Origin of the sequence: Vibrio sp. Vb1729, from assembly GCF_033338655.1 — a bacterium.
GTDB classification, from domain to species: Bacteria; Pseudomonadota; Gammaproteobacteria; order Enterobacterales; family Vibrionaceae; genus Vibrio; species Vibrio alginolyticus.
In genome coordinates this window covers 371,651-390,788 of sequence record NZ_JAWOTB010000022.1, presented here as the reverse complement: position 1 = coordinate 390,788, position 19,138 = coordinate 371,651, and the positions used below count along the sequence as shown (strand labels likewise).

Below are 19,138 nucleotides of genomic sequence, written 5' to 3'. Positions count from 1 at the left end.
ACGCTTATTACGTCACTCCATATACTGAAAATATAAAGGAAACATCCAATGTCGCTTGAAATCAAACTTGGTCAAACTCACATAAAATCAAAAGCAATGGTCGCTTGGGCTGCGGGTGAGCCGCTTAAGATGGAAGAAGTTGATGTACAACTTCCAAAAGCTGGTGAAGTGCTAGTACGCATCGTAGCAACTGGTGTTTGTCACACTGACGCATTCACACTATCAGGTGACGATCCAGAAGGTATCTTCCCTTCAATCCTTGGTCACGAAGGTGGCGGCATCGTTGAAATGGTAGGCGAAGGCGTAACAAGCGTTGAAGTTGGCGACCACGTTATCCCACTTTACACTGCTGAATGTGGTGAGTGTAAGTTCTGTAAATCTGGCAAAACGAACCTATGTCAGGCCGTTCGTGAAACGCAAGGTAAAGGTCTAATGCCAGATGGCACAAGCCGATTCTCTATCAACGGCGAAACTATCTTCCACTACATGGGTTGTTCTACTTTCTCTGAGTACACGGTTCTTCCAGAAATCTCACTAGCGAAAGTAAACAAAGAAGCACCACTTGAAGAAGTTTGTCTTCTAGGTTGTGGCGTAACCACTGGTATGGGTGCGGTATTAAACACAGCTAAAGTTGAAAAAGGCGACACAGTGGCAATCTTTGGTCTAGGCGGTATCGGTCTTTCTGCAATCATCGGTGCTCGCATGGCTGGTGCCAGCCGCATCATCGGTGTAGACATCAACGAAAGCAAATTCGACCTAGCGAAACAACTTGGTGCAACTGATTGCATCAACCCACAAAAATTCGACAAGCCAATTCAAGAAGTGATTGTTGAAATGACAGACGGTGGTGTTGACTACTCATTCGAATGTATCGGTAACGTAAACGTGATGCGCCAAGCACTTGAGTGCTGTCACAAAGGTTGGGGTGAGTCAGTCATCATTGGTGTTGCTGGTGCAGGTCAAGAGATCTCAACTCGTCCATTCCAACTGGTAACTGGTCGTGTATGGCGTGGCAGCGCTTTCGGTGGCGTTAAAGGTCGCTCTGAGCTTCCAGAAATCGTAAACCGTTACATGGCTGGTGAATTCGGCTTACAGGAGTTCATTACCCACACAATGGGATTAGCAGACGTCAACAAAGCGTTTGATCTGATGCATGAAGGTAAGAGCATCCGAACAGTTATCCATATGGATCAATAATGCTGCCTCAGGCTCTCCTTTTGGGGAGCCTGAATTCCTTCTGCTAATTAGAGAGTTTATTCATGACCATTGAAAATGTAAGCCAAGCCAAAGTGTTTGGCGGTTGGCACAAGCAATATACACACGAATCCAATGCCCTAAACTGCACCATGCGCTTCGCAATATTCTTGCCACCTAACGCAACGAAATCAAATCCCGTACCCGCGCTATACTGGCTCTCTGGTTTAACGTGTACCGATGAGAACTTTATGCAGAAAGCGGGCGCATTTCGTATGGCGGCCGAGCTTGGCATTGCGATCATTGCACCAGACACAAGTCCGAGAGGCGAAGGTATCGCTGACGACGAAAGCTATGACCTAGGAAAAGGAGCTGGCTTTTACCTTAATGCGACGCAAGCACCTTGGTCACTGCATTACTGCATGTACGACTATGTGACCGAGGAGTTACCTGCGATCATCGAAAGTAACTTCCCTGTCTCTGACGTGAAGTCGATTTCGGGTCACAGCATGGGCGGCCACGGAGCGCTCACCATTGGTCTGAAAAATTCAGAACAGTACCGTTCTATTTCAGCGTTCAGTCCAATCAGTAACCCAATGCAATGCCCTTGGGGACAAAAAGCCTTTACTGCTTACTTAGGCAAGGAGCTTGAAAGCTGGAAGCAATACGATGCAAGTGAACTTCTAAAACAACAACAATCACCATTACCAATTTTGGTTGATCAAGGTGATGCTGATGGCTTCTTAAATGAGCAGCTTAGACCGGAAGCGCTGATTGCTGCGGCAAAAATACACGATTCAAACCTAACCTTGAGAATGCAACCAGGCTATGACCATAGCTATTACTTCATCTCAAGCTTTATTGAAGAGCACCTCAACTTCCATGCAAAATATTTGTTTGCATAGTTAAATTAAGTAAGCTCATGAAATAAAAAATAAAGTCACCAAACTAGGTGACTTTATTTTCTTTACGTACTAACAAATACATATCTGAATATCGATGATTTAAATATGTAAAATAATGTAACTTAAGAACAAATTCGGCATCCATTTCTCGCCTTATTAAATTCTCATTTCCGACACAGTATCTTTATTAAAAATGACACAAAGTTGCACTAAAAACCAATTAAATACCGCGAAATCATTACGAAACTCTACCATCATCCCAATAATCTGAGCTTTTAATTAAGAAGCAACTTAATAACCTTGACGTGACGTAAACCGACAGTTATTTTTGAAACATAACGTATTATAAAATCTCATCCGGTTGGCTCTATAATTATAAATAAATTACCGCTAGCACCTTTGTCCTAGCTAAGAAAAAAAGAATAAAACTCAAAAGGGCATATGATGAAAAAGATAGTCGCGCTAGGTCTGTTTTTTGTTGCGCCATTCTTGTCTGCAAATACGATCGTATTTAGTAGTAGCCAGCAGCCTAGTGTCATACTGGAACTGGAAGAGATCCAAGCTTTACCTACCACTAGCTACACGATGACATTGCCTTGGCTTCCTGCCTCGTCAGAGTTTTTAGGCGTTAAACTCAGCACGCTTCTTACACACGTCTACGGAAAGGTACCAGAGCAGGTTGATATCAGCAGCTTAAACGACTATCACTCGACATTGTCCCGACAAGATATTCTTCGATATCAACCAATACTGGCTTATCAACAAGATCAGAATTACATAAAAGTCAGGAATAAAGGCCCTTTCTGGGTGATATATCCACTCAATCTCTATCCAGAGCTAAACTACAATAAATATCATGCGCAAATGGTATGGCAAGTAAATGAAATAAAAGAAAAATAATAAGAATGAAGTTATCAGAACCCTATTCTAAGAAACAAAGAATATTGCAATATTCTACCACCAGCAAAATGCTGCTGGTGGTGTTTGCCGTTTCTTTGCTTCTCGCGAATGTCGTGCTTTTACAGCAAACACGTTCACTCTCACAAAATTTTAATAACGAACAAAAACAAGCGACTTGGTTTTTATTCCAACTCTCCAAAGAACTATCAGAACTTGTCGGCGAGGCCAGACGGTTAGATGAAAACGTATTGAATATTGATGGTGCAGAGCTTCAATACGAGTTAGCGTGGAGTCGCTTTGACTTATTGACCAGTAGCACGAAAGCCAATAAGTTCTTTTCTCGGAACAACATGCACCTTTACTTCATTAATCTTTTTGAAGAGTTCAAAGAGCTAGAAAAACAACTAGTAGAAGCTAGAACAGGTGACAGCCAAGCTGCTGCTGCATTTTATCGTTCAACTCAAACACTATATTTAGGCTTAATAGACTTCGTTAATCAAAACTTCCGCCTAAGCAGTAAAGCTTATGAAGCACAAAAAGGTCAAACCCAGCGCTTAATGCAAGCACAATATATGTTGTTTGCGACGTTCGTTTTGTCGATTATTTCTCTAACTTATTTCTTTTATCGTGAATCCCATTTTCATAGAAAATTGGCGCTCAGCGACCCTTTGACGAACCTAGGGAACCGCAATGCACTATTCATAACCCTAAACAAATTTACTCAAGAAAAAAGGCCCTTTTCTCTCTGGATTCTAGATTTAAATGGTTTTAAAGAAGTCAACGACACACACGGACACCAAGTTGGCGACACTGTACTGCGGGAAATCGCTAGGCGGCTTAATTCTATGGCACTCAATGATTTTACTGTTTATCGCATGGGAGGAGATGAGTTCGCGGTTATCCTTGAAGGTGAACATCTCAATGAAGAGAACGTACGTGAGCAGATAAATACCGTCTTTGATGCACAAATATTAAACTCCGATAAAGTCTCAACACTTTCAACAAGCATGGGCTTAGCGCAATACCCTAAAGACAGTGACAATGTTGACTTTCTTATCAGCATAGCGGATAAGCGCATGTACAAAATGAAATTTCAACGTTAAACGGTATATATGATGAGAAAGTTCATGCAAGTACTGCTTCTACTGGCAGTCATTGCGGCAGGTGTGTTGGCTTGGGTATTTATTCCATCGCACGAAACCATCGGGCAAAAAACGCTTGAGCAGGCACTCAACGACGACTACAGCCTCGTTGGACATCGAATCTACTCAACCGATCCGGATGCTGGCAACCGATTCGGCTACTTCGTATTGGCAACGGGCCAGAGCATTGAAGAGCAAGAGCCGTTTTTGGTCACTTCGGATCAGTTTATTCGCATGGAGCAAACGGGTGATAATACCTTGTCTGTGACCATCAATGGCCGTATTTACCATTATCATAACGACTTGTGGGTGCCAAAATCAGACGGGAAATTGCAACACTTTTTAGTCAGCGCAACCGCCAAGTACGTACGCTAAAACGGGAACCTTACTCCCCCCAAAAAAACAAAGCCCCGCAGTGTATGCGGGGCTTTTTACGTGAAGAAGAAAATAACATCGAAAAAATGAGCGTTACTTCGCTAACACTTTCTCTTTAATCACTTTGAGTACCCCAGCCTCTTGGTTGCTTGGCGCAGAATAACGAGCAATTTTCTTAATCTCTTCGTGCGCGTTGGCAACCGCGTACGAATGCTCACTGACTTGCAGCATTTCGAGGTCATTGAGGTAATCACCAAACGTCATGGTTTCTGCCGGAGTAAAATTCATCGTCTCTTGAAGGTGCTGAATGGCCGCGCCTTTAGACGCCTCGGCATTCATCACATCCAGCCAAATTTTTGCGCTCACTACGACTTTATGCGTTGCGCCAAACTTCGCGTTCATGGTCGGGAACAGGAGCTCTTCCGAACCGTCAAAGTGACAAATTGCTACCTTAATAAACTCGTCTTCGACCTCAAGCAAATCCGGCACATATTCACAGCGGTGGTAGTACTTTTGAAATTCTTCCAGCGATTGCTGATCATGCGTTTCGATGTACGCCGAGCGCTTGCCACACAATACGATGTTCGCCCCGTCAATCTCACGAGCCGCTTTCACAATCTCCAACACTTCCGCTTTAGGAATGGTACAACTGTAGAGCTCTTTGTCTTGGTACATCACCAAGGTGCCGTTTTCAGCCACATACAACAGTCTGTCTTTGATTGGCGCGAACGTGTCTCGCAGGCTGTAATACTGACGACCAGACGCAGCGGAGAACAAAATGCCTTGCTCTTCCAGTTGCAAAAACAGATCGAAAAACTCCGGATCCAAACGACCGTATTGGTCAAGCAATGTGCCATCCATATCGGAAGCAATAAATTTGATGCGAACTTGTGACATTAACTAAAACTCTAAATGACGCTGCGAAAATATATCCATGTAAGGTACAGGATCTTGTATGAATCTCAAGTCGGGATGACGACGCCTTTCGCTATTACCAAGGATGCTGTTTAAAGTAATCTTCACTGTGATCGATGAAAGCTCTCACCGCAGGAGACAAGTGTTTACGTGATGAATACAGCGCGTAAATGTTGAGACCATTTGGCTTCCAATCCGGCAACACCGACTCAAGCTGACCCGATTTGAGATAGATATTGCTCAAGTAAGTTGGCAACATCGAAATACCCATGCCTTGTAAAGCGCCATGCAATAACGCCGTGGCCTCATTGCTGGTTAGGCGACACTCAATTCCCACCGATTCGAACTGGTCGCCCTGAGACAAATGCCACACGTGACGCTCAAAGTTTTTGTATCCCAAACAGTCGTGTGAAGATAAATCTCGCGGATGCGCGATCGCGTGGTGAGTTTGTAAATATTGCGGTGATGCTACCAACACCGATTCGCACACCGCAATCGGCTTACCAATCAAAGAAGGATCGGGATCTGACGCAATTCGGATCGCCAGATCGATGCGTTGTTCGGTTAGATCACTCACTGAATCTTGCAGATCTATGTCGATATACACTTTGGGGTGCTTTTGCATAAAACTGTTTACTACGGGGATCAACTGTGAGAATCCAAATGAAGTACTAGACGCAAGACGGATTTTTCCGGACAGCTCACCATCAACGGCAATGTTCGACGTTAATGTATCGGCCTGTTTTAACCAGCGCTCAATCTGAGGCAAGCTGCGCTCCCCTGCGGTGGTGAGGGACACCTTGCGCGTGGTGCGGTGTAACAAACGAGTTTGCAGCCAGTTCTCCATCGCCTCTACATAACGAGTTACCATTGGCCGAGACATGTCTAACCGCTCGGCAGTCGCGGTAAAACTGCCAGAATACACCACATCTACAAATACTCTTGCTGCCGTTACTCTGTCCATACATTTGATCGAAATAAGAAATAGTGATGCACATTATTGTGTATTTTTCCGAGCGTATCAATTTCCTAATATAGCTCCCGTTCCCAAGCCATGGTCGCTTGGCCCCAAATTCTTTAGGAGCTTATTATGAAAAAATTCACTTTGATTGCTGCATCCATTTTAATGGCAAGCCCTGTTCTAGCGGCAAACCACTCTCCCCTTACTCTTGAGGTTTACAACGCCGACGGTAACAGCTTCCACGTAAACTCAACCTTGGTATACGGTGAGACTGACGCCATGGTTATCGACACTGGATTCACCAAAGCTGACGCGATGCGCATTGCCGCTAAAGTTCTGGACTCAGGCAAAACACTTAAAACCATTTTTATCAGTCAAGCGGACCCAGATTACTACTTTGGCGCAGAGGCCTTACACCAACAGTTCCCTGATGCGCAGATCATCACAACGCCTGCGGTTCAAAAAATTATTAAAGAGAAATTGGCTGGAAAGCTGGCGTACTGGGGGCCAAAGCTTGGCGCAAACGCACCGGTAAAACCAGTGATCCCTGTCGCGTACGATAAAGCATCATTAGAGCTAGAAGGTCATAAGATTGAAATCCGTGGTAACCATGGCACATCAGCACACCGCCCTTACCTATGGATTCCAGATAACAAAGCGATTCTAGGTAACGTAGCCGTGTACTCAAACGTACATTTGTGGATGGCCGATGCCGCTGACCAAACCGCTATCAATGCTTGGGAGCAACAACTTAGCGAGATGCTTGCGCTTAAACCTCAAGTGGTCATTCCTGGTCACATGAAAGCAGGCACAAAGCTGAACGCAGACACCATTCGCTACTCGCAACAATACTTGCAGGATTTTCAGCAAGCGAAAAAACACAGCAATAACAGCGTTCAACTCATTGACACCATGTCAGCGAAATACCCAGAAGCTCAATTGCCAATCGCGCTAGAAATCGGTGCTAAAGTGCATACTGGTGAAATGTCATGGTAACCGTGCATTACTTCTTCGATCCCATGTGTGGTTGGTGCTACGGGGCATCACCACTCATCGAAGCCTTGATGGACACCTCTCAATTTAAGGTAGAGCTTCATCCCGGCGGTATGATTGAGAAACGCGCGATTGAATCTGAATTTCGTCAGCACATCATCAACAGTGACGCTCGTATCGCAACCGAAACCGGAGCAACGTTTGGTGAAGCATATCTGCAACGCGTGAAAAGCGAAGATGCGTTTGTTCTTGATTCTTATCTACCCACACAAGCGATCTTGAGTGCGGAGAAAATGGGGCTGAATCCATGGCACATGCTAAAGGCCATCCAATCTGCGCATTATCAGCTCGGGTTAAAAGTGAATGAAGCATCGACGCTCAAAGCCATTGCAGAATCGCTAGGTTTAACAAGTGATGCGTGGGAGCAAAACATGGCGTTAAGCGAAGCCGAACTAGATGAGAGAATTCGCTCTAGCCGACAATTGATGCGACAGTTACACGTTGGTGGTTATCCAACCCTGATTGCAGAAGTAAATGGCGAGTACTTGACCTTGCCGCACTCGACCTACTACGACAAACCGGCACAGTGGAAGCTTGCATTACAAAAACTGCAATAAGCTCTTCCCCACTCGCTCTTGTTCTTAATCCAAGAGCGAGTGCCAACACCGACATGGCAATCCTGACTCAAACAGGTACAATCCTCGCTCGATTTTTTACTCGCGCGGATACCCACCATGCACTCGCCTGAACATTGTTTTACTCGTTTTACTGCTGATACTTCTGACTATGAATTGCCAACGCAGTTTACGTTTCCGTTCTACTACACGCCACATCCTCTTTGCGTTATGGCCGCAAAGCAATTGCAACAGCACTTATTAGCGCAAACCGACTTCGAACACGATTTTGGTTTGGTTAATGAAGAAACGGGGCGAGGCAAAATGTTTGGCGTATTGCTGGTAGAAAACCCTCAAGGCGAACTCGGATTTTTAAGTGCGTTTTCTGGCAAAATTGCTGACCAAAACTTGATTCCAGGGTTTGTCCCTCCTGTGTATGACATGCTGACCGATGAAGGTTTCTTCCGCGCAGAAACGGATGCCATCAACGCTGCCAATGCGGAGTACAAAACCTGTGCCGCGAATCCGGAATTGGCAGATCTTAAAGCGCAAATACAAGCCGACCGAGCCGCTTATCAACAAGAAGAGCAAACACAGCGCCAAGTGATGATTGACGGCCGCGCCGCACGCAAACGACAGCGTCAACAGGGCGAGCAAACACTCAATGCCGATGACCTCAAAATCTTATTGGATGAGTTGGGTAAGCAAAGTGTCGCCGAGAAAAACGTTCTCAAATACTTAAAGCAAGCGTGGGATGAAAAGCTTGCAATCAAAGAGGCGCGCTTGGCCGAGTTAGAGCAGCAACTTGCTCATCTGAAAGAACAGCGCAAAACGCTCTCCAACGCTTTGCAGCACAAATTGCATAAACAATACCGCTTTCTAAACAACCATGGCAAAACACGCGACTTGGTGGACATTTTTGCGGACACCACAAACCCAGTACCACCAGCAGGTGCAGGGGAATGTGCTGCGCCAAAACTGCTCCAGTACGCGTTTAAATACGGATTCAAACCGCTGGCGCTGGCAGAATTTTGGTGGGGTGTGTCGCCAAAGTCTGAGGTTCGCCAACACAAAAAATTCTACCCATCGTGCAACAGCAAATGTCAGCCGATTTTGGGCCATATGATGCAAGGGCTGGATGTCGAACCTAACCCATTGGCGGAGAATTGGGCAGAAGACAAAGAGCTAGAGATAATCTACCAAGACGACGCTATGGTCGTCGTCAACAAGCCCTCGGGCTTACTTTCAGTGCCTGGTAAAACTATCAAGGACTCTACTTATACGCGCCTACAAGCGATGTACCCTGATGTGGAAGGGCCGTTTGTGATTCATCGTCTCGACATGGCGACCTCTGGCATTTTGGTGTTTGCCTTAACTAAGCGCGCGAACAAAAGTCTGCAAAAACAGTTTATGGCTCGCGGCGTACAAAAACGTTATATGGCACTGCTCGAAGGCGTATTAAACGAGCCTGAAGGGGAAATTTCACTGCCAATGCGTGGTGACCCAGACGACCGCCCACGTCAACTGGTGTGTTTTGAACACGGGAAACATGCAGAAACCTACTGGCAACTGATTGAAGTCAAAGATGGACGCAGCAAGGTATACATGTATCCGAAAACCGGGCGAACTCACCAACTACGTGTACACAGTGCTCATCACATGGGGTTAAACATGCCGATGGTTGGTGATGGTTTATACGGCGAAAAATCGAATCGCTTACACCTGCATGCTGAGATGCTAGAGCTGGATCATCCATACAGCAAAGAGCGTATGGTGTTCCAAGCTGAGTGCGAATTCTAACGTCTTCCCGATTTTAAATAACAAAAAGGCACTGACTATCAGTGCCTTTTTTTGTTTTCTAACAACAGAATAAGCGTGATGCGCGATACCGAAAACCGTTAGCTCACCTTAAACTTGGTCCACACCTGAGAGCGCCAACGTCTTGCCATGATGATACCACGTACCCATTCATCGAGAGCGATTGCCATCCAAGCCCCTAAAACGCCATAACCCAAGTGGATGCCAAAGATGTAAGAGAAAAGCACGCCTAGTCCCCACATACTCAAAATCCCCATTTGCACTGGGAACTTGATGTCACCCGCGCCTTTGAGCCCCGCGATAAAAATCAGGTTAAACACACGTCCGGCCTCGAGCAAAATTGAGCCCATGACTAACGAACCTGCCAATGCGAGTATCTCTGGTTGATCGGTAAATACGCGCAGAATCTCTTCTCTAAACAGGTAAATCAGTGTGGTTGCCGCCGTTGATGCCACAAATCCTACTAAGAAGTAGATTTGTACGCGTTTTAAAATGCTGCTCACCCAACCTTTACCGATGTAGTAACCAGTCTGAATTTGCGCTGCCTGACCAATTGCCAACGCGAAAGCAAACGAGAAACGGGCAATGTTTTGCGCATAAGTGAAAGCCGCTAACGATGCCGTCCCCATTTGCACCACAAAATACACAATGCAGATTTGCGCCACGTTGTAAGACAGCACCTCACCCGCGTTCATGCCGCCGATTTTTAAGATCTTTTTGTAAATCTCTACGGGCACTTGTTTCATGGTCGACATTGGTAGCTCAATGCTGCTGCGCGCGAGAATAAACCATAACATTAACGTACCGATGACTTGGCTGACGACGGTTGCTATTGCCACGCCTTGCACGCCATACACAGGTAAACCAAATGGCTGGTAAAGCGCAATATAGTTACCAATGATGTTGAACACACCCGAGATCAAATTCACCACCATTGGGGAACGTGAATAACCATGACTACGCAGAATAGTTGTAAAAACAACGCCAATCGTAACGTTAAACGTCATCGCACCGCTTATCAGCAGATATTCATGAGCGTACTGCTCGACTTGCGCTTCCAAGCCGTAATACGGGAGTAGATATATCGCACCAAGCACGGCAATCACACTCAATAGCACACCGACGAGCACAGACAACGCAATACTCGCAACACCAACGCTCACTGACTCTTGCTCGCGTCCAGCACCATTGTATTGGGCAATCAAAATCCCCGTACCGCTACTGACAAACGTCGAAACGATGATTAAAAAGAAGGTAATCTGCGTGATCACACCAACAGCGGATACGGCTTTGTCTGAGTAGCCACTCAGCATGAACACGTCACTGGTTCCTAAAGCCGTCCGTAGCAAAATTTCGACAAGAATTGGCCAAGCTAATGCCACGATGGACATTCGTTGGTTGATGTTTTGGCTTTTAGGCATGCTTGTAACCTTTCCTACAACTAAAAACTGCCTCACAATTTTGTGAAGCAGTTTAAAAATAGTGACTCGAACGAAGCTCGATATGAGGTTGTGATTTAGCGCGGATTCTAGTCGCATATTGGTCATAACAACAACAATATTTCGCCCTGTTTCGGAAAAATATTTCTAATGCATTTTCGAAACGACATATGCCTTGACGATACGTAGAGCAGAGATTGGTGAACAATACTCTCAATCAACGAGCACCGAACAGAATCAGGATAATCAATAGAAATGTGTCTAACTAGATACATTACTTTGAGTTATCAGTCCAACCATATAGAGCCATGAAGAACCGTCATGAAAACCTGCATGCGCCACCATTCCTCTTTGAACACTCGCACCAAATCACACTGATGGCTTTGCACTAAAAATGACTGATATCACATTTGGAAACTTTGTTGTTCTATTTATCGCGAAAATACCGCCTAGAATAAGCGTACACGTTAATTAAGCAAGGATACGTAATGTCGACATTGGCTGGGGCGCGCTTAGAAGAAATGGCGGACATCCGTTCAACAAGAAAAAAGAAAATTGTCTTTTTATGCTCCAGTATCGCCGCTGCCTGTTTAACTTATGGTTCCATTGCTCAATCACTTGAGAATAACTGGGGTTTAAGCTTTTTCCATGCTTTGTGTGCCTTGGCATGCTTAGCAATCAGTTATGTAATAAAAGTCCAGCGGCACCATCAATACGCCGACTTATGGCTAAGTGCTGTCTTAATGTTCGAAGGGTTATTGTTACTTCTGTATAACGACGCTCCGTCAGGCAAAATGTTATGGCTATATCCTATTGTCGCCACTCTAGTATTAATTAATGAGTTTAAGGTCGGTCTGTTGTTCAGTGGCACCTACATTTTACTGATCTTTTTTGGGGTCGCTTTTTTAGATCGACTGCCAGCAGCCACAGAAATCATAGAGCGGAGATTGATGCTGACCCTGATAGCGACCGCGTTTGTGTGTCACACGTTCTCGTATTACTACACGAAAGTCCTCAATTACATTCAAACACTGTATCGTGAGGGGATTGAGGAGTTAGCATATTTTGACCAGCTCACTGGGCTTGCCAATCGCTGGAGCTTTGAAACTTGGGCGCGCGCAAAGCTCGATGAAATCAAGCACTCATCTGATGACAGCATCACCGCATTGGTCTTTCTCGATATCGATAACTTCAAGCACATCAACGACACCTACGGGCACGATATTGGTGACCAAGTACTTCAAGCCTTCGCCACTCGATTAAAAAATAACATTCGCAACAAAGACAGAAAAACAGATAAACACGACTACTCCATCGCTCGATTTGCGGGCGACGAGTTTGTAATCATGCTTTACGATGTAAAAAGTAAAGATGACCTCGACAGCATCCTAAAACGGATCGTAAATCTGTTTCCGACAGGTTACCGAAGCTACGATATGATTAACGAGTTAACGATGAGTGTAGGTGCTGCTATCTATAAGCAAGATGCAAAGGATTTGTCTGAATTGACTCGATGTGCAGATAAAGCAATGTACGCAGCTAAACATACTGGTAAAAACCAGTACGCCTTTTATGAGCACTGCAATACTGAAGAACAGTCAACATCTGATGCACCAGCGGTACCAGAAGCTTGCTAATGACTAAGCGAACACATGCATCACCCAAAGCCCCACAACGAGGAATACGATTAACCACACTACTTGCAACGTTCTGTTCGGCTTGTCTTGCTGACGAGTGGGGTGATCTTTAAACGCACGGCCCTTCATTTTGCCCATTAAGCTCTTCCCTAGAGCACGTCGATAAAATTCACGTCTCTTATGAGCGGCGTTGGCAACTTCGGTAAAGCGCTGTCTTTGCTCATTGGTGAGATCTTTATCCTCGTAACGAGGAGGGAGATCAGAATGCTTGCGTTGTACTGCCATCACTTCCTCCCTGGTCGATGGGTACATTTTTATTAAGTATATACCCAAATAACCAAAAAGATGCGTTATAAGTGAAGCACATAGACGAAAAAACCACCCGAAGGTGGTTTTATGACGAGCAACAAATGAACGCTAGAAGTACTCACATAAATACGCAGTCGCTTCTTTCACTTGAAGCTCAAATGAAGAATTACCTTCCACTTCAAAAAACTCACCACTTTGATAAGTCGTCCAATCGCTCTCGCCAACACGCTTGACCACAAGCGCACCTTTTACAACCGTCATACGCTCTGGTGCTTGAGTACCAAACGTGTACTCACCAGGAAGCATCACACCAACGCTAACATCCTGATCTTTCTGGTTAAAGCCTAGTGATTTTACACTACCAGCAAAATAGCTATTTTCCTTAATATTCATTATTGGTTTCCTTATCAAAAGTCCGCTCTTTTTTACCTTGTTTCTTTCCGTTACTCAAGCTTTGAAAGCCATTAAACTCAACGTAATAACGCACATCCTTTGCTACTGAGCGAGAACCTCTTTTCGCGAGGATTAATCAGGCGACCTAAACCGAGCAAGAAAAACTGCGAAGTAATGAATGTGAGCAAACAACAAAACCATCAATAAGATGTGTATCTGAATGTAAAAGTGGACATTAGATCATAGTTTCGTCGTCTCAATGGCGGGATTGTTTGTTTTTAAAAAGGAAGGTTTCCACCATGTTAAAAAAGTGGAGAAAATTAGATCTATGACGGACTCGACTCGCCGAAGGCGAAAAGCACGACAAGAACCAAAACTTTCATTTTTGGCTCGCCACCAATCCAAAATCCTCAAGAGTACATTTGTCTGCTTCGGGATGGGTCTGTTGACGTTTTTTGGCTATCAAATCCACCTCTCCTATCAAGAGCACATTGATCCGGAAAAGGTGTACGGCGAATGGATTGAGATTGGCGCGCCACCCTACCAAACAGAACGTCTCGTTTTCACTGAAGATGGGGTATACCGAAACCATCGACTTATTACGACGGAATTTGAATTCGATGGCAAGGTCATCACGTTGAATACCGGATTAGGAAAGACCGCGTATCAGATCTCGGGCTCTCATCTTTCACCTCAAATACGCCGTATTGAGCCTCTTATTCCAGATCAGCGATTCATTCGTAAAGGATTTGAGCATACCGTTCAGGGCTCAGAAACCGGTGCAGCCTCTAAACGTCGCGCCGCGTTGAGTGAACACTTCAGCCGTGACTAGTATGTCTTCACGGCTATTTTTCCTTTCAATTCTCTTTCTATATCAATGAAACAAAACCTTAATAAACAACAAAATAAGGCCTTCATCGCATTTAACCAACTCGTTACTGAGTAAACAATAATTTTAGTTTCTGCTGAGATTTTATAAATTATTGACTCAGTCTGACACTTTCTGTGTAACAGAGTGCGAGTTTTAGTTAAGTTCTCTCAAGTGCCTCGAAAACCGTCTTAATTTTTTTTGACGAAAAAAAACTCTCTGAAATGCTGAGTGTGATGCTTTTGCACGTGGAGTAAATCCAATCATCTTATCTGGTGCAAGAGCAGCCTATGTTCTAGGTAGAACATGAATCCAAGGATTGAGAGAGAAGTTATGATTCGATTTAACCTATGTGCAGCTGGAGTTGCTTTAGCGCTATCAGGTGCTGCAGTTGCGGCTCCAACCGCACCAAGTATCGATATGTACGGTTCCAACAACCTTCAGTTTTCTAAAATTGAACTCGCGATGGAAACCACGTCAGGCTACTACGACATGGTGAAATACCATGAGCAAGCGAAGATCACTGTTAAATTTAACCAGTGGAGTGGCACACCTGGTGACACTTACAACGTCTATTTTGATGGTGTAAAAGTAGCAAGCGGCCCTATCACTGGTAGCCAAACGACAGCTTCGTTTGAATACGGCCAAGGTGGCTTATACCAAATGGAAATCGAAGCATGTGATGCGACAGGTTGTGCGAAAAGCGCACCAGCTGAAATCACGATTGCAGATACCGATGGTTCTCACCTGAAGCCACTAACGATGAATGTTGATCCAAACAACAAAACCTACAATACCGATCCAAGCGTCGTGATGGGTACGTATTTTGTTGAATGGGGCATCTATGGCCGTGACTACACAGTCGATAATATGCCGGTCGACAACTTGACTCACATCCTTTACGGTTTTATCCCAATTTGTGGCCCAAATGAGTCTGTGAAGTCTGTTGGCGGCAACAGTTTCAACGCGCTACAAACTGCTTGTACAGGTGTGCCTGATTATGAAGTCGTTATCCATGACCCTTGGGCTGCTTATCAGAAGAGCTTCCCACAAGCTGGTCATGAATACAGCACGCCTATCAAGGGTAACTACGCAATGCTAATGGCATTGAAACAACGTAACCCTGATCTAAAAATCATCCCATCGATCGGTGGTTGGACACTGTCTGACCCATTCTTCGATTTCGTGGACAAGAAAAACCGAGACACATTCGTCGCATCAGTTAAGAAGTTCCTGAAAACTTGGAAATTCTACGACGGTGTTGATATCGACTGGGAATTCCCTGGCGGCGGCGGTGCAGCAGCCGATAAGGGCGACCCTGTAAACGATGGCCCAGCATACATCGCACTGATGCGTGAACTGCGCGTAATGCTTGATGAATTAGAAACTGAGACAGGCCGTACTTACGAGCTAACGTCCGCTATCGGTGTCGGTTACGACAAGATTGAAGACGTAGACTACGCAGATGCAGTTCAGTACATGGATTACATCTTCGCAATGACTTACGACTTCTACGGCGGTTGGAATAACGTTCCTGGTCACCAGACTGCGCTTTACTGTGGTTCATTCATGCGTCCTGGTCAGTGTGACGGTAGTGGCGTTGATGAGAACGGCGAACCGTACAAAGGTCCTGCTTACACAGCAGATAACGGCATCCAACTTCTTCTTGCTCAAGGCGTTCCTGCAAACAAGCTAGTACTTGGTACAGCAATGTACGGTCGTGGCTGGGAAGGCGTAACTCCAGATACGCTAACCGATCCAAACGACCCAATGACAGGTACTGCTACAGGTAAACTGAAGGGCAGCACAGCGCAAGGTGTTTGGGAAGATGGCGTAATTGACTACAAAGGCATTAAGTCATTCATGCTAGGTGCAAACAACACTGGCATTAACGGCTTCGAGTACGGCTACGATGCACAAGCTGAAGCACCATGGGTATGGAACCGTACAACGGGTGAGTTGATCACATTTGATGACCATCGCTCAGTGCTAGCAAAAGGTAGCTACGCGAAATCTCTGGGTCTTGCGGGTCTATTCTCTTGGGAAATCGACGCGGATAACGGCGACATTCTCAACGCAATGCACGAAGGTATGGCTGGCGGTGTGGTTCCTCAACCAAACCGTAAACCAACAGCCGCAGCTGGCGCAGATCAATCGGTAACAGGTCCTGCAAATGTGGTTCTAGATGGCAGCCTGTCAAAAGACTCTGACGGCACCATCGCAAGCTACGCTTGGGAACAAGTATCTGGCACAGCAGTGGTACTAACAGGTGCAAACACAGCGAAAGCAAGCTTTGATGCAGCAGAAGTTACTGTTGAAGAGCAATTAACTTTCAAGCTGACGGTGACTGATAACGAGGGTGCAACGGCATCTGACCTCGTTGTAGTAACAGTGAAACCAGCAGGTGTTGTTGACCCAGTGAACAGCGCACCAGTAGCGCAAGTTGTTGCTCCAGCGACAGCAAACGCTGGTGACGTTGTGGTTGTAGATGCAGCTGCGTCTAGCGATGCTGACAACGATACCCTAACATTCAACTGGACTCTACCTCAAGGTCTGAATGCAACGGTTGAAGGCTCTAAAGTCACGTTCACTGCTGCGGAATACCCGCAAGACACAAGCTTAAGCTTCACTGTAAGTGTGAGCGACGGTAAAGCGTCTTCATCGGCAAGCGCGACTGTGGTTGTTGCACAGTACACAACCGATCCGAACCCTGGTACTTGTGACAACGCATGGGATGCGAGCGCAGTGTACACAGGTGGTAACCAAGTGACTCACGCAGGTAAAACGTGGGAAGCGAAATGGTGGACTCAGGGTGACGATCCTAGCCAATCTGGCGAATGGGGCGTTTGGAAAGAAGTTGGCGTAGCTAACTGTAACTAATTTCAGCCTTGCAGACGTTCTGCTAAATAAACAAAGGACAGCTTCGGCTGTCCTTTTTGGATTTAACCTCTTAACGAGGAGAGCAACACCAGAGACGAAAAAGTCTGAGGTGTTACTTTCAAACCGAATTAGCGCAAAACGGAGCGAATCAATCAGTAAAAGTAAGGGTTACCAAGCACTATCGAGCAAACGGTCAAAACTACTGAAGACTTGCTCACACTTCATCACTCGACCATGCCCCTGACCTTGTGTTGTCACTAACTCAACGTTTTTAATCTCTTCAGCCGCTTTTGCCGAGACACTGTATTTGGTGAACTTGTCTTGCTCATCATGAATAATAATGGTGTGAGACGGACGCTCAGACAAACGCTTCATCGGATCAATGGAGTGTAACGGATAACCAAATTGGTCTTCAACTTCTGAAACCACAGCATTAAAAAGCTTCATCGAGTAACCGGAACGTGCAATGCTACCGAATAAGTTCTCTACGTAATTTAATACCGGAGCAATAAGCAGCAAAGGCTTGTTTTCTAACTTACTGTGCCTACACTCAAGAGCAGAAGCGGTGCCCATGCTGTGCCCAACTAGGCCAACAATATCCTCGACCGTATCCAACACATCTTCTAATCCTCTGACAAACCCCGGAATGTGCCCATACTGCCCCTCACTCCCACCATGTGCCGGATGATCGTACGCCAAAGCAGTAAACCCTTTCGACGCAATATGTTCCATCAGTGGATAAAACTGACTTGCCGTTCCAGACCAACCATGAGTTAGCACCCAAATAGGTCCAGATCCCAAAGTATAGGTTTTGATGATGCCTGCATGCCCTTTAATTTCACCTTTGATAAGCCCTTGAGGTTCAATATTTTTAGGTTGCGTACGAGCAGGTGTCAGAAGAAGCTTGCGCGCGGTCTTCTTTGCATGTGACGGGGCCAGTGTATGGTGTAACCGAGTACTAATGTTCACCAAACTGCGCTTAATACTGAAACGTTGCGATGTATTAAAGTAAATTTTTTCACTCATAATCATGTCCTTAACTATCAGCTTTGCACAAAATAGAACGGTCGTGCTTTTTACGCTGATAAGAAAGAGCGAACTCAGCCGCTCTTTGTGATTTTATGTCTACGAATCTGGGAAGCGAATAACCGATATTAGCCTTTCCAGCGAGAAAATAAGTTGTCGATCCCTTGCCAAAACAGACGCAAGCTTTCTTGCTCACCTTTAATTGAGTAAAAAACATGCGCACTCAAATAGAGACCGTACAAATCAAACGTTGCTTGGCGTGTATCTAAGTCTGCTGCAAATTCTTGCTTCTCTTTGCCTTTCGCTATTTGGATCTCCAAATAACTCAGCCAAGTGTCTATGGATTTACGCAGTCCGGCCTGAAGCGGGCAATCTTTATCTGCCGTATCATTCCAAGCGTCAAGAAACATACAACTTCCTTGGAATGCGTGATTCCAAGTCATCCAAGAGTCGAGCAACCCTCGAATTTTACGCTCGATATTGCCATCCCCGAGTTCTCGAGCAGGCTCAATAACCCGATCAGCGAACACTTTATTGGCGTGATCAAGCACCGATAGCTGTAAATTCAACTTCGAATTAAAGTGGGCAAACAGACCACTTTTCGACATACCGCATTGCTTGGCTAACTCTCCAATCGTAAGACTTTCTAATCCGTCTTCGCTGGCGATCTCAAAAGCCCGCTGCAGAATAAACTCTTTTGTCACTTTTCCTTTTTGCATAATCTTATTTTTAGCACGATCGTTCTTTTTTGCAATCTCGAGTTAACTGG

Annotated in this window: 18 protein-coding genes; 11 read left to right on the top strand and 7 right to left on the bottom strand. The window is 45.3% G+C overall.

What is annotated here, in order from left to right; all coding sequences use genetic code 11:
* The first annotated feature begins 48 nt into the window (after positions 1–48).
* The 5 genes from R7E29_RS13000 to R7E29_RS12980 all read left to right on the top strand — a co-directional run bounded on the left by R7E29_RS13000 (position 49) and on the right by R7E29_RS12980 (position 4,516).
* Complete coding sequence (locus R7E29_RS13000) at positions 49–1,197, top strand: S-(hydroxymethyl)glutathione dehydrogenase/class III alcohol dehydrogenase (protein ID WP_213906617.1); 1,149 nt, start codon at positions 49–51, stop codon at positions 1,195–1,197.
* Between the two features lie 62 nt (positions 1,198–1,259).
* Complete coding sequence (fghA, locus tag R7E29_RS12995) at positions 1,260–2,099, top strand: S-formylglutathione hydrolase (RefSeq protein ID WP_005374382.1); 840 nt, start codon at positions 1,260–1,262, stop codon at positions 2,097–2,099.
* A 444-nt stretch (positions 2,100–2,543) separates the two neighbouring features.
* Positions 2,544–2,999: a hypothetical protein gene (locus tag R7E29_RS12990; protein ID WP_005374384.1), complete on the top strand. Its 456-nt coding sequence runs from the start codon at positions 2,544–2,546 to the stop codon at positions 2,997–2,999.
* Positions 3,000–3,004: 5 nt separating this feature from the next.
* Complete coding sequence (locus R7E29_RS12985; protein ID WP_005383270.1) at positions 3,005–4,102, top strand: GGDEF domain-containing protein; 1,098 nt, start codon at positions 3,005–3,007, stop codon at positions 4,100–4,102.
* Between the two features lie 24 nt (positions 4,103–4,126).
* On the top strand, positions 4,127–4,516 hold the full coding sequence (locus R7E29_RS12980) for a hypothetical protein (RefSeq protein ID WP_017633832.1): 390 nt from the start codon (positions 4,127–4,129) through the stop codon (positions 4,514–4,516).
* Between the two features lie 93 nt (positions 4,517–4,609).
* Here R7E29_RS12980 and R7E29_RS12975 read toward each other — a convergent pair whose 3' ends face one another.
* Together R7E29_RS12975 and R7E29_RS12970 are read right to left on the bottom strand one after the other, a co-directional pair.
* Positions 4,610–5,413, bottom strand: a complete 804-nt coding sequence (locus R7E29_RS12975; protein ID WP_053303993.1) for a Cof-type HAD-IIB family hydrolase — start codon at positions 5,411–5,413, stop codon at positions 4,610–4,612.
* 94 nt (positions 5,414–5,507) lie between these two features.
* Entirely contained in the window at positions 5,508–6,395 is an 888-nt protein-coding gene (locus tag R7E29_RS12970; RefSeq protein WP_053303992.1) for a LysR family transcriptional regulator, read from the bottom strand.
* Between the two features lie 126 nt (positions 6,396–6,521).
* On the opposite strand from R7E29_RS12970, the gene R7E29_RS12965 reads away from it, so the two are divergent.
* The 3 genes from R7E29_RS12965 to R7E29_RS12955 all read left to right on the top strand — a co-directional run bounded on the left by R7E29_RS12965 (position 6,522) and on the right by R7E29_RS12955 (position 9,799).
* Positions 6,522–7,388 carry an MBL fold metallo-hydrolase gene (locus R7E29_RS12965; RefSeq protein ID WP_017633829.1) on the top strand — a complete coding sequence of 289 codons (867 nt, stop codon included), beginning with the start codon at positions 6,522–6,524 and terminating at the stop codon, positions 7,386–7,388.
* Positions 7,382–8,002, top strand: a complete 621-nt coding sequence (locus R7E29_RS12960) for a DsbA family protein (RefSeq protein WP_104980307.1) — start codon at positions 7,382–7,384, stop codon at positions 8,000–8,002. Before R7E29_RS12965 ends, R7E29_RS12960 begins: the two co-directional genes overlap by 7 nt.
* 117 nt (positions 8,003–8,119) lie before the next feature.
* Complete coding sequence (locus R7E29_RS12955; protein WP_154204119.1) at positions 8,120–9,799, top strand: RluA family pseudouridine synthase; 1,680 nt, start codon at positions 8,120–8,122, stop codon at positions 9,797–9,799.
* A 98-nt stretch (positions 9,800–9,897) separates the two neighbouring features.
* On the opposite strand, the gene R7E29_RS12950 is transcribed toward R7E29_RS12955, so the two are convergent.
* Complete coding sequence (locus tag R7E29_RS12950; RefSeq protein WP_136976766.1) at positions 9,898–11,238, bottom strand: MATE family efflux transporter; 1,341 nt, start codon at positions 11,236–11,238, stop codon at positions 9,898–9,900.
* A gap of 506 nt (positions 11,239–11,744) precedes the next feature.
* Here R7E29_RS12950 and R7E29_RS12945 point away from each other — a divergent pair.
* The gene (locus R7E29_RS12945) at positions 11,745–12,893 is read left to right on the top strand and encodes a GGDEF domain-containing protein (RefSeq protein WP_053308037.1); all 1,149 of its coding nucleotides are present in this window, start codon (positions 11,745–11,747) and stop codon (positions 12,891–12,893) included.
* 3 nt (positions 12,894–12,896) lie between these two features.
* On the opposite strand, the gene R7E29_RS12940 is transcribed toward R7E29_RS12945, so the two are convergent.
* Positions 12,897–13,178, bottom strand: a complete 282-nt coding sequence (locus tag R7E29_RS12940; RefSeq protein WP_005374405.1) for a hypothetical protein — start codon at positions 13,176–13,178, stop codon at positions 12,897–12,899.
* 132 nt (positions 13,179–13,310) lie between these two features.
* Positions 13,311–13,595, bottom strand: coding sequence for a pyrimidine/purine nucleoside phosphorylase (locus R7E29_RS12935; RefSeq protein ID WP_005383244.1), 285 nt, complete (start codon positions 13,593–13,595; stop codon positions 13,311–13,313).
* 328 nt (positions 13,596–13,923) lie between these two features.
* Between R7E29_RS12935 and R7E29_RS12930 the strand changes: the two genes are divergently transcribed.
* Both R7E29_RS12930 and R7E29_RS12925 read left to right on the top strand, forming a co-directional pair.
* Positions 13,924–14,427, top strand: a complete 504-nt coding sequence (locus tag R7E29_RS12930) for a DUF2850 domain-containing protein (protein ID WP_213886365.1) — start codon at positions 13,924–13,926, stop codon at positions 14,425–14,427.
* Between the two features lie 369 nt (positions 14,428–14,796).
* Complete coding sequence (locus tag R7E29_RS12925; protein ID WP_213906618.1) at positions 14,797–17,343, top strand: glycosyl hydrolase family 18 protein; 2,547 nt, start codon at positions 14,797–14,799, stop codon at positions 17,341–17,343.
* Between the two features lie 168 nt (positions 17,344–17,511).
* On the opposite strand, the gene R7E29_RS12920 is transcribed toward R7E29_RS12925, so the two are convergent.
* Positions 17,512–18,369 (bottom strand): alpha/beta fold hydrolase, encoded by an 858-nt coding sequence (locus R7E29_RS12920; RefSeq protein ID WP_213906619.1) that lies wholly within the window; start codon positions 18,367–18,369, stop codon positions 17,512–17,514.
* Between the two features lie 128 nt (positions 18,370–18,497).
* Entirely contained in the window at positions 18,498–19,088 is a 591-nt protein-coding gene (locus R7E29_RS12915; protein WP_005374416.1) for a TetR/AcrR family transcriptional regulator, read from the bottom strand.
* Positions 19,089–19,138: the final 50 nt, after the last annotated feature.

What these genes read in the sequence shown, in the direction of transcription:
- R7E29_RS13000 (WP_213906617.1), top strand. Translation starts at nt 49, where the DNA reads ATGTCGCTTGAAATCAAACTTGGTCAAACTCACATAAAATCAAAAGCA.
- fghA (WP_005374382.1), top strand. Translation starts at nt 1,260, where the DNA reads ATGACCATTGAAAATGTAAGCCAAGCCAAAGTGTTTGGCGGTTGGCAC.
- R7E29_RS12990 (WP_005374384.1), top strand. Translation starts at nt 2,544, where the DNA reads ATGAAAAAGATAGTCGCGCTAGGTCTGTTTTTTGTTGCGCCATTCTTG.
- R7E29_RS12985 (WP_005383270.1), top strand. Translation starts at nt 3,005, where the DNA reads ATGAAGTTATCAGAACCCTATTCTAAGAAACAAAGAATATTGCAATAT.
- R7E29_RS12980 (WP_017633832.1), top strand. Translation starts at nt 4,127, where the DNA reads ATGCAAGTACTGCTTCTACTGGCAGTCATTGCGGCAGGTGTGTTGGCT.
- R7E29_RS12975 (WP_053303993.1), bottom strand. Translation starts at nt 5,413, where the DNA reads ATGTCACAAGTTCGCATCAAATTTATTGCTTCCGATATGGATGGCACA.
- R7E29_RS12970 (WP_053303992.1), bottom strand. Translation starts at nt 6,395, where the DNA reads ATGGACAGAGTAACGGCAGCAAGAGTATTTGTAGATGTGGTGTATTCT.
- R7E29_RS12965 (WP_017633829.1), top strand. Translation starts at nt 6,522, where the DNA reads ATGAAAAAATTCACTTTGATTGCTGCATCCATTTTAATGGCAAGCCCT.
- R7E29_RS12960 (WP_104980307.1), top strand. Translation starts at nt 7,382, where the DNA reads ATGGTAACCGTGCATTACTTCTTCGATCCCATGTGTGGTTGGTGCTAC.
- R7E29_RS12955 (WP_154204119.1), top strand. Translation starts at nt 8,120, where the DNA reads ATGCACTCGCCTGAACATTGTTTTACTCGTTTTACTGCTGATACTTCT.
- R7E29_RS12950 (WP_136976766.1), bottom strand. Translation starts at nt 11,238, where the DNA reads ATGCCTAAAAGCCAAAACATCAACCAACGAATGTCCATCGTGGCATTA.
- R7E29_RS12945 (WP_053308037.1), top strand. Translation starts at nt 11,745, where the DNA reads ATGTCGACATTGGCTGGGGCGCGCTTAGAAGAAATGGCGGACATCCGT.
- R7E29_RS12940 (WP_005374405.1), bottom strand. Translation starts at nt 13,178, where the DNA reads ATGGCAGTACAACGCAAGCATTCTGATCTCCCTCCTCGTTACGAGGAT.
- R7E29_RS12935 (WP_005383244.1), bottom strand. Translation starts at nt 13,595, where the DNA reads ATGAATATTAAGGAAAATAGCTATTTTGCTGGTAGTGTAAAATCACTA.
- R7E29_RS12930 (WP_213886365.1), top strand. Translation starts at nt 13,924, where the DNA reads ATGACGGACTCGACTCGCCGAAGGCGAAAAGCACGACAAGAACCAAAA.
- R7E29_RS12925 (WP_213906618.1), top strand. Translation starts at nt 14,797, where the DNA reads ATGATTCGATTTAACCTATGTGCAGCTGGAGTTGCTTTAGCGCTATCA.
- R7E29_RS12920 (WP_213906619.1), bottom strand. Translation starts at nt 18,369, where the DNA reads ATGAGTGAAAAAATTTACTTTAATACATCGCAACGTTTCAGTATTAAG.
- R7E29_RS12915 (WP_005374416.1), bottom strand. Translation starts at nt 19,088, where the DNA reads ATGCAAAAAGGAAAAGTGACAAAAGAGTTTATTCTGCAGCGGGCTTTT.